The following is a 13,943-nucleotide window of genomic DNA, read 5'->3' as shown; positions in this document are numbered from 1 at the left end:
CTCATTCCGGCACGGTCGGTGCCTGTTGGTGCTGCTCCCTGACCTCGATGCCCGCGAAACGGAGCAGTTCCGCCTCGACGTCATCCGGGGTTCCGGGCTCCTCGAAGCTGATCCGCCCCGCCTTCCCGGCACGCAGCTCGCGCAGGAAGGTCTCGGCCGCGCGATGCACGTCGACCACGCCGCCGCTCATGATGCAGCCAAGGCAGCGCCCCACCGCCTCGACCACCTCGTGGGGGGTATCCGGGAGTTCGGCCAGCTTGTAGCGCTCCTTCAGGAGCTCCGGGTAACGGCGCATCATGTAGGCGGCGGCGAAAACCCCGACGTTGGTGTAGTCGAGGGCGTTGGCACCGATGGCGCCGCTGGTCGCCAGCCGGTACGCGCCACCCTGGTCATCCATGGCGGGCCACAGAAGCCCCGGGGTGTCGAAGATGAGGATCCCGTTGTTGAGCGGGATCTGCTGCGGGCGCATGGTCACCGCGGGGCGGTCTCCCACCTTGGCGATACTTCTCCCAGCCAGGGTGTTGATCAGCGTCGACTTGCCCACGTTGGGGATCCCCACCACCATGGTGCGGATCGGGTAGCCCGGGTTGCCGCGTTGCGGCACCAGCTGCTTGCAAAGCTTCACCAGGCTCTTTGTCTCGGGAATGTTCTTCGCGACCAGCGGCAGGGCGCGCACGCCCGCGCTCTTCTGAAAATGCTGCACCCAGGCGCGGGTTACGGCCGGGTCGGCAAGATCGTTCTTGTTCAGCACCTTGATGCAGGGCTTGTTCCGGCGTACCTGCTCCAGCAGGTGGTTCGAGCTGGAATACGGGAGGCGCGCATCGAGCACCTCGATGATCAGGTCGATCTTGCGGACCAGCTCCGAGATCTGTTCGAGCGCCTTGCTCATGTGGCCGGGGTACCATCTAATCGTCATCTATATTTCCTTGGCAGTACTGAAATCACGTCACGAGGCGACACCATAGCACAGTTGCCGCTTAAAATGCCACACCGCTTCCGCCGCCTTGCCTTCTCATGTGTATCGTTGGCCTCGGCTATTAATATTAACCCGATTGACTCAGGTTGCCAGCGAGGCTAGCATTGCCAATGTTAAAAAATTCATATCTTTGGAAAGGAGCAGGTTTGCCGGCGGCGGAAACAGCCGCAGCAGGAGAACGAGCGATGAAAGAGCTACTGGCGGAGGCGATCAGGTTTACGGTGAGCAGGGAGAGAAACAGCGAGATGCTGTATCGAAGGGGAGCCATGGCTGGAGAAGTGGTGCACAGGAGTTTCTTCGAGCGTCTGGCGCAGGAACGATCGCGGTACATCGATGCCCTACTACAACAATTGTCCCAGCCAGAGACGGCGGACTCCGATGCGTGGGGAGCCCTGGCGCGCGCCGCCTCTAGCGGGGAAAGGACGACCGCGCCCTTCAGCCACCTGCACCAGGCGCTGCTCGACAAACGTTTCAGCATCGACCTTTACGCGACCTTTTGCCGCTCTTTCAAGGAGCCTTCACTATGCAGGTTCTTCGAGGCCGCACTGGCTGCCGCCCGCAGGGAGTTCAAGCTGATCACCGCCGAATACCTCAAGGGAGGGGGTCGCAGCGAGGTTCCTGCCTCATCCCGTCCGCCGCGGCGCAGCCACCAGCGGGGCGAACTCCCCCACCGTCCCCCCAACCCCCATTCGCAGCTTTTCTTCGCCATGCAGGACTGCGGCAGACAGTCCCGCATCGGCTGATGCTCGAGACTATCCCAGCCGACCTCAGGCTGCCTCGGGCGCCATCCCGGGCAGCCTCCCCTTGTTGATCCTCAGCACCAGTCCCGCCGCCAATAGGCAGATCATCCCCGAGAGCAGGAAGGCGATCATGTAGTCCCCGAGGTAGGTGCGCACCGTGCCCGCGAAGGTCGCGGCCAGCGCGGCTCCCACCTGGTGGCTGGCGAAGATCCAGCCGAACATCACCCCGACGTTCTCCCTGCCAAACGCATCGGCGGTGAGGCGCACGGTGGGGGGGACGGTGGCGATCCAGTCCAGCCCGTAGAAGATGGCGAAGGCGGAGAGGCTCCACTGCGGCCCCGAGAGCGCGAAGGGGAGCCCCAGAAGCGACAGCCCGCGCAGGCCGTAGTACCAGCAGAGGAGGTAGCGGCTGTTGTAGCGGTCCGAGAGCCATCCCGACAGGGTGGTGCCGAAGAGGTCGAGGATACCCATGAAGGCGAGCAGCCCCGCCGCCCTCACCTCGGGGATGCCGTGGTCCACGCAGGCGGGGACCAGGTGGGTGCCGATCAGGCCGTTGGTGCTGGCGCCGCAGATGAAGAAGCTGCCGGCCAGGAGCCAGAAGTCGGTGCTGCGGACGCCGCGCTGCAGCCCCGACAGGGCGACGCGGAAGGGATTTTCCCCCGAAGCGGGCGGAGCCGGCTCGTCCCCAGCGGAGCCGTAGCGCGAGGTTCCCACCTCGTGCGGGTGGTTGCGCATGATGAAGATGACCAGCGGAAATACCACGAGGGCGGCCCCGGCGGTGGCGAACGCCGCGCTGCGCCAGCCGTGGTGGTGCGACAGTTGGGCCAGCAGCGGCAGGAAGAGCAGTTGCCCGGTGGCGGCGCTCGCCGTCAGCACTCCCATGACGGTCCCCTGGGACTTGTTGAACCACCTGCTCACCACGGTGGCACTCAGGCTGTAGGCGGTCATGCCGGCCCCGCACCCTACCACCACGCCCCAGATCAGCACCATGTGCCAGGGGCGGGTCATCAAGGTGGTGGAGCTTACCCCGACGGCCAGCAGGAAAAGCGCGATCGCCATGGTCCGGCGCACGCCGATCTTGTCGAAGAAGGCCGCGGCGAAGGGCCCCATCAGGCCGTACAGGAGGAGGTTTACCGAGACCGCCAGCGAGATGGTGGCGCGGGACCAGCCGAACTCGTGCTCCAGCGGGACGATAAGTATCCCGGGGGTGGACCTGATTCCGGCCGTCGTGAGCAGGGTCAGGAAGGTCACGGCCATGATGAGCCAGGCGTAGTGGAATTTTCTCGACGTTGCCATCCGTTCTCCCCTCCCCTATTCGGACTCGGCTGACTCCTCAACCGAAGCGTCCTGCCCCATCAGCTCTTCCAGGGCCAGCGCCAACGCCCCGAGCTGCCGCACGCCGTCGGCGCCCAGCCGCTCCTCGATCAATTGCTGTGCCTGCTGCCAGCGCGGCCGCGCCTGCGTCACCGCTCCCCGCCCCGCCTCGCTCAGGCTCACCCCCCGCTCCCGCGGGTCGGACGAGGGAGCCTCCTCGACCAGGCCCGCCCGCTCCAGGGCCTTCAGGTTGCGCACCAGCGTGGTCCGGTCCAGCCTGAGCATCCTGGCCAGGGTACTGACGCTGACCGCTCCGGCCCGGGACAGGTTCGCCAGCACCGAGTACTGGGTCACCTTGAGCCCGGCCGGCTGCAACGCGTCGTCGTACACCCTCGTAATGGCGCGCGAGGCGCGACGCAGGTTGACGCAACTGCAGACGCTCGGCTGATCGGTCGGACTCTTTTTCACTCTTCTCAAAGCTTCCTCTTTCATTGCATCCATGACGCCTCCAATGCGTGCATATACACGCATATAACATCGAGGGGTATGCAGTCAAGCTTTCTTCGCACGTCGATGCGGGAGGCGTCGCCGCCGGAACAAAAGATGGTAAAGTTAAACCTTTCGCGCCTCAGCCCCAACGCCTTCACGAGAGCTTCAGCAGCGCCATGGCGGCGCCGCCAGCCGCCCAAGACGGAGAACGATCATGTCCGACCTCACCGATCACTACCAGCCGCTCCCGGGAACCGAGGGGGTCCCCTCCCCTCCGCTCGAAGAGATGGAAAAACTCCGCCAGGGCCGGGGTTTCTCGTACCGGCCGCGCACCCGGCACATGCTCCCGGGGGGATGGGCCAGGTACACCAACCGGCTCTTCCTCGAGACGAGCCCGTACCTGTTGCAGCACGCCCACAACCCGGTGAACTGGTTCCCCTGGGGGGACGAGGCCTTCGAACTGGCGCGACGGCTGAACCGGCCGGTCCTGGTCAGTATCGGTTATGCCACCTGTCACTGGTGCCATGTCATGGAGGAGCAGTCCTTCGAGGACGAGACCATCGCCGAGTTCCTGAACCGCAACTTCATCGCCATCAAGGTGGACCGCGAGGAGCGGCCGGACGTGGACACGGTCTACATGACCGCGGTGCACGCCATGGGGATGCAGGGGGGATGGCCGCTCAACGTGTTCGTCGCCCCGGATCGAAAGCCCTTCTACGGCGGCACCTATTTCCCTCCCAGCGACTACCCGGGCGGTCTCGGTTTCATGTCCCTGCTGCAGCGGATCAGGGAAAGCTTCCTCGCCGCGCCGGAGCGGGTCAGCCGCGCGGGGGTGCAACTCACCGAGGCGATCCGCACCATGCTGGCGCCGACCGTGGGAGAGGATTCCTGGCAGGAGGTCTCCCTGGACCAGGCGGTGAGGCTGTACCGGGACAGGTTCGACGACAGAAACGGCGGGCTGGTCGGCGCACCCAAGTTCCCCAGTTCCCTGCCGCTGCGCCTTCTGCTGCGCCAGCACCTGCGTGGCGGCGACCGCCAGCTGCTCTCCATGGCAGAGCTCACCCTGCAGCGCATGGCGGCCGGTGGGATCTACGACCAGGCCGGGGGCGGCTTCCACCGGTACGCGACCGACACCGCTTGGCTGGTACCTCACTTCGAGAAGATGCTCTACGACAACGCCCTGCTCACGATGAGCTACCTGGAGGGGTTCCAGGCCACCGGGCGCGCGGAGTTTGCCAAAGTGGCGCGTGAGATCCTGCGGTACCTGCAACGCGACATGCAGGCGCCGGGGGGGGGCTTCTACAGCGCGACCGACGCGGACAGCCTGAGCCCTGAGGGTCACCGAGAGGAAGGGGTCTTCTTCACCTGGACCCCGGAGGAGCTGACCGAAGCGCTGGGAGAGGAACGGGGGAAACTGGTCGCGGCCTGCTACGGCGTGACGCGAGGAGGGAACTTCGAGGGGCGCAGCATCCTACACCGCGACCGAAGCGTGGCTGAACTGGCGTCCGAGTTGAAGCGCTCCGAGCAGGAGCTCGAGCTCATGCTGTCCGACTGCCGCGAGCTCCTGTACCGGGCCCGCGCCAAGAGGCCGCTGCCATTGCGGGACGAGAAGATCCTGGCATCCTGGAACGGCCTCGCCATCTCGGCTTTCGCCCGTGCCGGGCTCATCCTGGCCAACCCCGACCTGGTCCAGGTCGCGGCCGAGGCGGCGGCGTTCATGCTGCAGAACATGATTCAAGAGGGGAGGCTGCGCCACAGCTACCAGGAGGGGGTGGCCAGGGGGGAGGGATTCCTGGACGACTACGCCTTCATGATCGCGGGACTCATCGACCTTTTCGAGGCGAGCGGCAAGGTGCGCTGGCTGGAGCGGTCGGCCGAACTCTGCGCGGCTGCCCTGGAACAGTTCGAGGACCGCGAACTGGGCGGCTTCTTCATGACCGGACCGTACCACGAGCAGCTGATCTCGCGGGAAAAGCCCGCCTACGACGGCGTCCTCCCATCGGGAAACTCGGTGATGGTGATGAACCTGCTGCGTCTGAACAGCCTCACCGGCGACCGGTGCCTGTTGGAACAGGCCGAGCGCGCCCTCTCCGCCTTCGCGGCGCAGCTCGCCAGGTCCCCTATCGCACTCTCCGAGATGCTCCTTGCCGTCGATTACCAGCAGCAGATCCCCAAAGAGGTGGTGATCGTGGCGCCGGCCGGCAGGCCGGAGGCGGCCGAACCGTTCCTTGAGGGGTTGCGTCGGGTGTTCGTCCCGAACCGGGTACTGGTGGTGGTGTGCGAGGGAGAGGAACTGGAACAGGCGGCGAGGTTAATCCCGCTTTTGGAAGGGAAGCATGCGGAAGCTGACCGAGCGATGGCATACCTGTGCGAGAACAGGAGCTGCCGCCGCCCGACCAGCGACCCGGAGGAGTTCTACCGGCAGCTCACCGGGACGGGCTAACGCTCATCCCTTTTCCAGTAGGGTGCCTTGACCGGCATGATCCAGCGTACCCCGCCGCGGGGGTCCTCGGTGTCGCCGGCATAGCGGGGGATCAGGTGGATGTGCAGGTGCAGCACGGTCTGCCCAGCCGCCACCCCATCGTTGATGCCTATGTTGAAAGCGTCGGGGGCGTGCTGCTCCAGGAGCAGTTCCCGGACCTTCCCCACCAGGTCTAAGAGCGCAGCCTGTTCCTCGGAGCTGATGTCGAAGAAGGAGGCGACGTGCCGCTTGGGGACCACGAGGGTGTGCCCCAAGGTGACGGGGAAGCCGTCGTAGAAGGCGAAGGCAAGCTCGTTTTCCAGCAGGACCTTGCCAGGATCGGGCCGGCAGAAGGGGCAGGTGGCTTCGGTGCTCATGGCGTCTATACGAATTCCACCTTGCCCGCCGCGGCAGTTACCACGAAGACCTTTTCGTTGTTGCTTTCAGGATCGCAGGGGAAAACGATGAAGGTCGCGCGCGCCGGCGAAAACCCCTGGGTGTAGCCGACCAGGGTCTCGCCGTCTTTGAAGGAAACCTTGATTTTCTTACCCAGCCCCACCCTCTCCACGTCCAGCCGTTCCTGGTACTCCGAATTTCCCTGGAAGTTCTTCACGAAGAAGATCGCCTTCAAAAGCTCGACGTTCACCTCGTAGCGCTTCCCCGTGTCCGCCTCGGTCAGGTGAAACAGCCCCTTGTTGGCGGCGAGGTCCTCGGTGGTACCCTTAACGACCTTGCCGTCGGCATAACGAACCACAATCTTAGCTATCACGCGCAACCTCTCACTTGGTAATAGATACAGGTGCCGGTTTCCCGTCAAACACAAAAGCATTCCCCTACTACCATAAACGACGAATAATTTGAAGTGGTTTTGCTTGCATCACAGCCAATGGCGCGGATACGAGCGGTGATAGACGACGTTGTTGGTGAAGCAGGCGACCGTGAGAAGAATGAGCGTCCCGGTCAGAACCGGGAGCAGCACGAACCCAAGCCCCGCCCCCCCCTGCACGCCGATCAGGGCGGTCGCCCCCCCCGGTGGATGCGTGGTGTGGGTCAGATTCATGAGGAAGATGGAGGTGGCGACGGCAAACGCCATGGATAGCGGCGTCGAGCCGAAGAGCGCGACCACGACCACCGCAACCAGGGCGGACACGAGGTGCCCCCCCACCAGGTTGCGCGGCTGCGCCAGGGGAGACTCCGTAGCCCCGAACAGGAGCACAGCAGAAGCACCGAGAGAACCGATCAGCAGAGGGTGGCCCAGCAGGATGGTCACCTCGCTGATGGCAAGGAGCCCGGCCGTCGCGCTCAGAAAGCTCCAGGCCGCGTAGTAGAGGGTCATGGGTGCGCGGGTACCGCGCAGAGGGGCACGGCACCTCCGCGACACCCGCGCCAGCCTCTTGCGTATGGCAACCTTTCTCCGCATCACTACGGAAAGGCGTCGTTTCATCAGATTATGTCCTCCGGTTCGAATGGAAAAGGGGGCGGCACACCCAGGCGCCGCCCCCCCGAATCGCAATGCTATTTGCCCGCCAGCGGGTCCTTTATCTCGTCCTCAGGCTTGAACATCAGTTTCTTCACGCCGCGGTTGTTGAGGTATTTCGCCAACTCCAGGTCGACCTTGGCAGGCACGTCCACCCCAGCCTTGGTCAGCATCTCGCGCAGCAGCCGTTCCGCAGCGGCGGCGTGGTTCAGGGCATCGCCCAGGACCCGCTGCGCCTCGTCCGGGTTGTGGAAGCCGACCGAGTTTTCTGCCCCGATGAAGACCACGCGGTAGAAAGCCTCCTCGTAATGGTCCTTGGCCTTTGCGTAGAGCCCCTGGTCGAGTTCTTTCCCGAAGGCCCGTGCCTTGTGGGCCATCTCGAAGAGCTTGGCATCCGTGGCGGTGGCGTAGCCGGAGCGGATGAACTGCGACATGACGCGGTCCTGGATGGCGAAGATCTTCGCGCGCATCTGCTCGGGGGAGTCGTCATGACACTGCTTGCACGCCTTCAGGTCGTTCTTGAGCGGGCTCATGATGCGGTGGTCTGACACCTTCTGCCCGGCGACGTCGGTGGCCGGCATGTGGCAATCCGCACAGGTGACGCCGGCCTGCCAGTGCACGCTGTTGTTGGAGAAGAGCTCGAATTCCGGGTGCCTGATGAAGGCGAGCTTGAAGCCGGTGACGCTCTGGGTCCACTCACCGCTCGGCTTGTTGCTGCGCAGCTTCTTGATGATGTTCTCGATGGTGATGCCGCCCCACTTGCTCCCGTCCCAGGGGAAGAAGACGTCGGTGGATTTCATGTCGGCATCCTTGGGGATGCTGTAGGTGACGTGACACTGGGCGCAGGCGAGGGTCCTCAGATCCTGCCGGGTCAGCTTGGACTGGTCGACGCCCAGCTTTTCCAGCCCCTTGCCCAGGGTGAAGCCGCGCGAGATCTTGAGCGAGAGATCGCGGTTGTCGTGACAGTCGATGCAGGCGACGCCGAGGGTCTGATCCGCTTTGGGGATCTTGCCGCGAATTTCCTGGTAGGGTTTGGCGAAGTAATCCCTGCCGAGCTGCCTTTGCAGGGTCGGAGCGTAGGGGGTCTTGCAGGTCAGGCAGGAGCCGCCGGCCTTGTAACGCCCCGGATCGACATCGAGCTGGTCCTGCACCATGTAGAAGTGGCCGCGGGGCTCCTTGTATTCGGTCCCGAAAGCCCAGCCGTTGTAGAGGAGCCCGAGGAAGGGGTACTCGTCGATCTTGTCGGGGTTCGCCTCCCCGACGTCCCACCCCCTCTTGTACCGGCTCTTCCCGGCCGGCGTCGGCTCCGAGGTCTGCTTCCAGAGCTGGTACTGCTTGGGGTAGAGCTTACCCCACTCGGCCGGGTCAACCGTCCCGTCCGCAATGGCCGGGCGCACCTCGCTCAGCTCGATCTTCTTCGGGGAGCAGCCGGATCCCACCAGCGCCAACCCCGCCACTGCCATGGCGACACATCCTCGCAGCATCTTCATCAACATTCTCCTCCAGTCTGATTTCCCGCCTTGCGCAGCAGCCGCCGGCACGGGTGACGATCTGACACAACCTTCAGCAGGGAGCGTGCCACGGCGACGGTCAACCGCAAATCATGAGAATCCCGTTCTTTTGAGGATGATGCGGGAGGAGAAAGGGTGGTGCTTGGGTAACGCGACGTTACCTACCGGTAACGTTTCATCTTCTTCCAGAGTGTCTTGCGGGAGATCCCCAAAAGGCGTGCGGCCTCGGCGCGCCGGTTGCCGGAAACAGCCAGCGCCTGCCGGATCAGCTCCTCCTCCTTGTCGTCAAGCTTGGTGGAAAGGAGTGAGCCCTGCGCAGGACGGTGCGGCGGCTCTGACTCCTCCGCTTGCGCTGCAAAGCTGCCCTGTCGGAACTCGGCAGGAAGGTCGTCGATGGTGAGGGTGTCGCCGCTGCAAAGCGCGGTGGCGCGCTCCATGGCGTTCTTGAGTTCCCTGACGTTGCCGGGGTAGCGGTGGCTCAAAAGCGCCTCCTTCGCCTCCCGGGAAAGCCTCAGCTCCGGGCGCCCCATGTCAGTGGCGAAGCGGGAGAGGAAAACGGTGACCAGGGGCAGGATGTCCTCAAGACGCTCCCGCAAAGGAGGAAGCTCGATCGGGATCACGTTCAAGCGGTAGAACAGATCCTCCCGGAACTGCCCCGCCGCGACGTCGTGGCGCAGGTCGCGGTTGGTGGCGGCCACGATGCGCACGTCGACCTGGATCTCCCGGTTCCCGCCGATGCGCTCCACCGTCTTCTCCTGCAAGACGCGCAACAGCTTCGCCTGCGCGGAAAGTGGAAGTTCACCGATCTCGTCCAGGAACAGGGTGCCGCGGTGGGCCTGTTCGAATTTCCCTTTGCGCTCCTTGAAGGCACCGGTAAAGGCCCCCTTTTCGAAACCGAAAAGCTCGGACTCGAGCAGGTTTTCCGGGAGGGCGGCGCAGTTGATCTTGATGAGGGGGGAGCCGCTGCGCCGGCTCTTGCCGTGCAGCTCGCGCGCTACCAGTTCCTTCCCGGTGCCGCTTTCTCCGGTGATCAGGATAGTGGAGTCGAGCGGGGCCGTGGAGCGGATCATCTGGAAGACCGGTTGCATGGCGGGGCTGCGGCCGATCATGCCGCCGAAGGAGGATTCGCTTAACAGCTGGTCGCGCAACACCGAGTTCTCTTCCTTTAGGTGTTCCCGCTCGGTGATGTCCCTGCTCACCATGAGGGTGCCGACGAAGCGGTCCAGGGCGTCCTTGATGGGGTAGTAGCTGTTCTCGAAGATGCGTCCCTTGACCTCGAGAGGACGCGTGTGGAAGGCGAGGGTGCCGCCTTTCAGGCTTTCGAGGATGGCGCCGATGCGGGGCCGGGCCGGAGGCGAGTGGATCGCCAGGAGGTCGCGCCCCAGGTAGTTGGCGGCGTCGATGCCGCGGATCTGTTCAGCGGCGGCATTGACACAGACGATCTTGTTGGTGTGGTCGGCGAAGATGATCCCCTCGCCCATACTGGTAAGAATGGCACGGTAGACCGCATTGCCGGGTTCACTCTCAGTTGTCGTCATCACGCCCCCTTGTTACCGATTGGTAACGTCGATGTTAGGCGTTTATGGACGGAGCGCCTTGACTGAGATCAAAAAGTTCAAAGCTGAGGAAGGATTTTTTGTACAGCGGCGCTGCGGAGCCGAGAGAGAGGGGAACGAGGGACCCGGGAAGGTCCCCCATTGGGTCGATTACTTGCTTATGGCGGGGGTACGCTCTTTGATGACCGTGTCCCGGTCAGACATCTTGACTATCAGCGAGGCGCAGTTTCTGGTTGTGCTCCATTGGTACATCACGCACCTCCTTCAAATATCATCACATAAAAAGCCGGATTCTCGCCCCGGTGAGCTAGGCTTCGCTTTGCGCCCCCTGCGCCTGGGCAAGCAGATCGCACGCGATGGTATCTTCCGGGTTCAGCATTACCGCCAACTTCAACTGCTCCAGCGCCTCATCCCGCTTCCCTTGTTGAAGACAGGCGTAGCCGTAGTCACGGCGCAGGTTGGGCAGCGAGCTGTTGAGTTGCAGGGCGTTGGCGTAGTGGGCGAGCGCCTGCGGGTCGTTCTTGCTTGCCAGTAGGTTTGCCAGGGCGTGATGGACCTCGGCTATCGCAGGATTCGCCTCGATCGCCTTCTGGTAGAGCTCGCGAATCGTCTCCGGGTTGCTCTCCAGGGCCTGTTCCGCCGAAGCCAGTCCGAAATAGGCCGGCGCGAGCTGATCGTTCAGTTCGATGGCGCCGCTGAAACTCTTGCGGGCGGCGGTGAAGTCCTTCTTGAGCAGGTAAATGTAGCCCAGGTTGATCTTTACCAGCGGCGCCTTGGGGTCCAGCTCCAGGGCCGTGCTGCAGTGCTGCAGAGCTTCGTCCAGCCGGTTGGCACGCAAAAGCGCCGCTCCGTAGTTGTTCTGGCACCCGACGTGGGTAGGGACCAGCTTGACCGCCTTTTCGTACTGAGCGATGGCCTCGTCGTTGCGCCCGAGGTCCTGCAAGAGCACTGCGTAGGTGTAGAGGGCGCCGAAGTGATACGGTGCGTGTTTGAGCGCCCCCAGCAGCACGGACTCGGCATAGTCGTAAATGCGCAGGTCGTGCAGGGTGTCCCCCAGCTTGTGCAACACGTGAGCGTTGTCGGGGGCAAGTCCGGCCGCTACCTCAAAGCAAACCGCGCCCTCGCGGATCTGTCCTTCCTTCTTGAGCAGGTCCCCGAAGGCGGCCACCAGCTCGGTGACCGCAGGGCGTTTCACCGTCGCGGAGTCGTCCGCGAGCAGGTTTGCCAGTTCGGACACGACGACCCGGGAGATGCTGTCACCAGACTCCGAGATCCGGCCGCTCATTTCCCGCAGTCCCTGCACCGCCTCCTCCAGCTTGCCGGTCTCGGCCTTGATGGCGGCGGCGAAAAACAGGGCCAGGAAGTCGTTCGGGTCCCTTTCCGCCATGCCGGCGTAGGCGGAGAGCGCCGGCTCCAGCTCGCCGCGCACGTGCATCGACAGCGCCGTAATGAAGTTGATCTCCTTGACCGGTGCAGTCCCCCTGCCCTGCGCAGAGTCTTTACCGAACATCTTGCCGAATATGCCCATGATCGTGATCCTTTTGGCGCGCCCGTTTCGCGGCGTCCGCCCGGGAGAATTCTCGCGCCGCAATTGTAATAGGATTCTGAAGTTATTCGAGACTGTTTCTGTCACCCGCTCGCGCCGCACGTGCGACGAAATGACTAGGGCGCGTACTTCCACAGCACGTTGGTCATGCCACCGGGGACGTAACCGCCGAAGGCCCAAACCGTGCCGTTGACGACCCATGACGCCGAGCCGAAGATCCTGGCCGGAGTGTTAGCTGCCGAGGGACTTCCTTTTGTGCCATACACGGGGGACTGGTTTGAAGTACCATTGCCGGCAATGAGTTTCCAGCCGACACCGTCGAACTTCCAGAGGTCGTTCATCTCCCCGTTGTAACCGCCGTCCACACCGAAGCCTCCGTAGAGCCAGAGGCAACCGTTGCTGTCCATCCAGAAAATGGAGCCGGATCTCGCCCCGGGTCTCGCGGTGGCAGCATTGCCATATATGCCGACCGAGTTGAAGACATTGCTGCCGGACACCCAGGTCCAGTTGCCGCCGTCGAATTTCCAGAGATCGCTCAGGAGTCCGTGATTGGTACACCCCCCGAAAAACCAGGCGTCACCCTGCGGATCGACCCAGGTTTTGGTGATGTCCCTGCCCCACGGAGCGTTGGACGGCGATGCAAGGCCCAGCGTTCCGTAGTCAGACAGATCGTTGGCTATGGTCGTTCCGGAAACCCAGGTCCAGGCAGCGCCGTCGAAACACCACAATTCGTTCAAATGCCCCAGGACTCCGGCGGCATCTTTGCCCGAACCTCCGAAGAGCCAGAGACGACCGAGGCGATCGACCCAAGCCACGGCAGCCTCCCTCGCGCCAGGTTTGTTGGTGGCGGATGGGAATCCCTTGAGGCCGTACACCGCGCCGCCGTCAGCCGTCGTGTCACCGGAGACCCACGTCCAGGCTGTGCCGTCGAATTTCCAAAGGTCCCCCAGGTAGCCTTGCACTCCGTTCGCGTCCTTGCCGATGCCCCCGAAAAGCCAGAGGTTGCCGCCGGCATCGGTCCAGGTGGAACCGCAGTCCCTTGCTCCAGGCTCGTTGGACCCTGCCGGCACACCTTTTGTCCCGTAGGCGCCGGAACGGTTTGACAGGTTCCCGCCCGCGACCCAGGTCCAGTTAGCGCCGTCGAACTTCCACAGGTCATTCAGGTGCCCCGTCGTCCCGGTGGAATCGATGCCGTAGCCACCAAAGAGCCAGAGGTTGCCGCTTTTGTCGCTCCACGACATGGCCCCACCTCTTGCCCCGGGGCAATTGAGCGGGCTTGCGACACCTTTGGCGCCATAGGTTCCGACTCGATTTACGGTGCTGTCTCCGGACACCCATGTCCATGAACCAAGGGTTGCCGGCCCGGTGTTGCTGTCCGCTGCGGTAAAGTTCCTCTCGATGACATCAGCAGTGCCGACCGTTACCGAATGAACGGACGGAGTAAAGAAGTAACCCGTCTTTGCTGCTGTCACCTGGTAGGTGCCGTTATTTACGGCGGTGAACCTGTATATGCCGTTTGAATCGGTGGTGGTCGTTGAGGATGATGAACCAGTCAGCATGACGACGGCACCGGCCACAGCAGTACCGCCTGAAGTACTAACTTTGCCTGACACTGAAGGAGAGCTGTTTTCGACACTCTTGCTGCTGGTTGAACCACCGCACCCCGAAAGGCAGAGAAAGCAGAGCAAATAAACAAGAAACTTCACCTAACCTCCAGATGGTGCCACATGATCATTTTGGAAGTTCCAGTATCCTGGATACTTCATTCGAAGATGCTTTCCGTCCGGCACATTAACACGTACAGTTAATTTCGATCAATGTAATATTTCCTATTGCGGCTTCCCCGGTGCCGGACTCAGCTGCAAAATCAGGA

At 63.2% G+C, this 13,943-nt stretch carries 12 protein-coding genes; 2 read left to right on the top strand and 10 right to left on the bottom strand.

The window, feature by feature from the left end; genetic code table 11:
- Window position 1 precedes the first annotated feature (1 nt).
- Window positions 2-916 (bottom strand): ribosome biogenesis GTPase YlqF, encoded by a 915-nt coding sequence (ylqF, locus tag KP003_RS05645; protein WP_217300470.1) that lies wholly within the window; start codon window positions 914-916, stop codon window positions 2-4.
- A gap of 245 nt (window positions 917-1,161) precedes the next feature.
- On the opposite strand from ylqF, the gene KP003_RS05640 reads away from it, so the two are divergent.
- Window positions 1,162-1,719, top strand: a complete 558-nt coding sequence (locus KP003_RS05640; protein WP_217300469.1) for a ferritin — start codon at window positions 1,162-1,164, stop codon at window positions 1,717-1,719.
- A gap of 24 nt (window positions 1,720-1,743) precedes the next feature.
- Here the strand turns inward: KP003_RS05640 and KP003_RS05635 are convergent, their stop codons facing one another.
- Window positions 1,744-3,012, bottom strand: coding sequence for an MFS transporter (locus KP003_RS05635; protein WP_217300468.1), 1,269 nt, complete (start codon window positions 3,010-3,012; stop codon window positions 1,744-1,746).
- 15 nt (window positions 3,013-3,027) lie between these two features.
- Window positions 3,028-3,531, bottom strand: coding sequence for a MarR family winged helix-turn-helix transcriptional regulator (locus tag KP003_RS05630; RefSeq protein WP_217300467.1), 504 nt, complete (start codon window positions 3,529-3,531; stop codon window positions 3,028-3,030).
- Window positions 3,532-3,733: 202 nt separating this feature from the next.
- On the opposite strand from KP003_RS05630, the gene KP003_RS05625 reads away from it, so the two are divergent.
- On the top strand, window positions 3,734-5,962 hold the full coding sequence (locus KP003_RS05625) for a thioredoxin domain-containing protein (RefSeq protein ID WP_217300466.1): 2,229 nt from the start codon (window positions 3,734-3,736) through the stop codon (window positions 5,960-5,962).
- On the opposite strand, the gene KP003_RS05620 is transcribed toward KP003_RS05625, so the two are convergent.
- The 7 genes from KP003_RS05620 to KP003_RS05590 form a co-directional block, all read right to left on the bottom strand.
- On the bottom strand, window positions 5,959-6,357 hold the full coding sequence (locus KP003_RS05620; protein ID WP_217300465.1) for an HIT family protein: 399 nt from the start codon (window positions 6,355-6,357) through the stop codon (window positions 5,959-5,961). The genes KP003_RS05625 and KP003_RS05620 overlap by 4 nt on opposite strands.
- A gap of 5 nt (window positions 6,358-6,362) precedes the next feature.
- Entirely contained in the window at window positions 6,363-6,749 is a 387-nt protein-coding gene (locus KP003_RS05615) for a DUF6982 domain-containing protein (protein ID WP_217300464.1), read from the bottom strand.
- A gap of 108 nt (window positions 6,750-6,857) precedes the next feature.
- On the bottom strand, window positions 6,858-7,424 hold the full coding sequence (locus KP003_RS05610; RefSeq protein WP_216500744.1) for an HPP family protein: 567 nt from the start codon (window positions 7,422-7,424) through the stop codon (window positions 6,858-6,860).
- A 71-nt stretch (window positions 7,425-7,495) separates the two neighbouring features.
- A complete protein-coding gene (locus KP003_RS05605; protein WP_217300463.1) occupies window positions 7,496-8,947 on the bottom strand; it encodes an ammonia-forming cytochrome c nitrite reductase subunit c552 in 1,452 nt (483 codons plus the stop codon).
- A gap of 182 nt (window positions 8,948-9,129) precedes the next feature.
- On the bottom strand, window positions 9,130-10,506 hold the full coding sequence (locus tag KP003_RS05600) for a sigma-54 interaction domain-containing protein (protein ID WP_216500742.1): 1,377 nt from the start codon (window positions 10,504-10,506) through the stop codon (window positions 9,130-9,132).
- A 325-nt stretch (window positions 10,507-10,831) separates the two neighbouring features.
- Window positions 10,832-12,052, bottom strand: coding sequence for a tetratricopeptide repeat protein (locus KP003_RS05595; RefSeq protein ID WP_216791010.1), 1,221 nt, complete (start codon window positions 12,050-12,052; stop codon window positions 10,832-10,834).
- A 134-nt stretch (window positions 12,053-12,186) separates the two neighbouring features.
- On the bottom strand, window positions 12,187-13,776 hold the full coding sequence (locus KP003_RS05590; protein WP_216791008.1) for a carboxypeptidase regulatory-like domain-containing protein: 1,590 nt from the start codon (window positions 13,774-13,776) through the stop codon (window positions 12,187-12,189).
- Between the last annotated feature and the right edge of the window lie 167 nt (window positions 13,777-13,943).

Origin of the sequence: Geomonas diazotrophica (assembly GCF_019063885.1) — a bacterium.
GTDB lineage: Bacteria > Desulfobacterota > Desulfuromonadia > Geobacterales > Geobacteraceae > Geomonas > Geomonas diazotrophica.
Note: the sequence above shows the minus strand (reverse complement) of the source record. Positions and strands in the feature narration are given on the sequence as shown.

What these genes read in the sequence shown, in the direction of transcription:
- ylqF (WP_217300470.1), bottom strand. Translation starts at nt 916, where the DNA reads ATGACGATTAGATGGTACCCCGGCCACATGAGCAAGGCGCTCGAACAG.
- KP003_RS05640 (WP_217300469.1), top strand. Translation starts at nt 1,162, where the DNA reads ATGAAAGAGCTACTGGCGGAGGCGATCAGGTTTACGGTGAGCAGGGAG.
- KP003_RS05630 (WP_217300467.1), bottom strand. Translation starts at nt 3,531, where the DNA reads ATGGATGCAATGAAAGAGGAAGCTTTGAGAAGAGTGAAAAAGAGTCCG.
- KP003_RS05600 (WP_216500742.1), bottom strand. Translation starts at nt 10,506, where the DNA reads ATGACGACAACTGAGAGTGAACCCGGCAATGCGGTCTACCGTGCCATT.
- KP003_RS05635 (WP_217300468.1), bottom strand. Translation starts at nt 3,012, where the DNA reads ATGGCAACGTCGAGAAAATTCCACTACGCCTGGCTCATCATGGCCGTG.
- KP003_RS05620 (WP_217300465.1), bottom strand. Translation starts at nt 6,357, where the DNA reads ATGAGCACCGAAGCCACCTGCCCCTTCTGCCGGCCCGATCCTGGCAAG.
- KP003_RS05625 (WP_217300466.1), top strand. Translation starts at nt 3,734, where the DNA reads ATGTCCGACCTCACCGATCACTACCAGCCGCTCCCGGGAACCGAGGGG.
- KP003_RS05605 (WP_217300463.1), bottom strand. Translation starts at nt 8,947, where the DNA reads ATGAAGATGCTGCGAGGATGTGTCGCCATGGCAGTGGCGGGGTTGGCG.
- KP003_RS05595 (WP_216791010.1), bottom strand. Translation starts at nt 12,052, where the DNA reads ATGGGCATATTCGGCAAGATGTTCGGTAAAGACTCTGCGCAGGGCAGG.
- KP003_RS05610 (WP_216500744.1), bottom strand. Translation starts at nt 7,424, where the DNA reads ATGAAACGACGCCTTTCCGTAGTGATGCGGAGAAAGGTTGCCATACGC.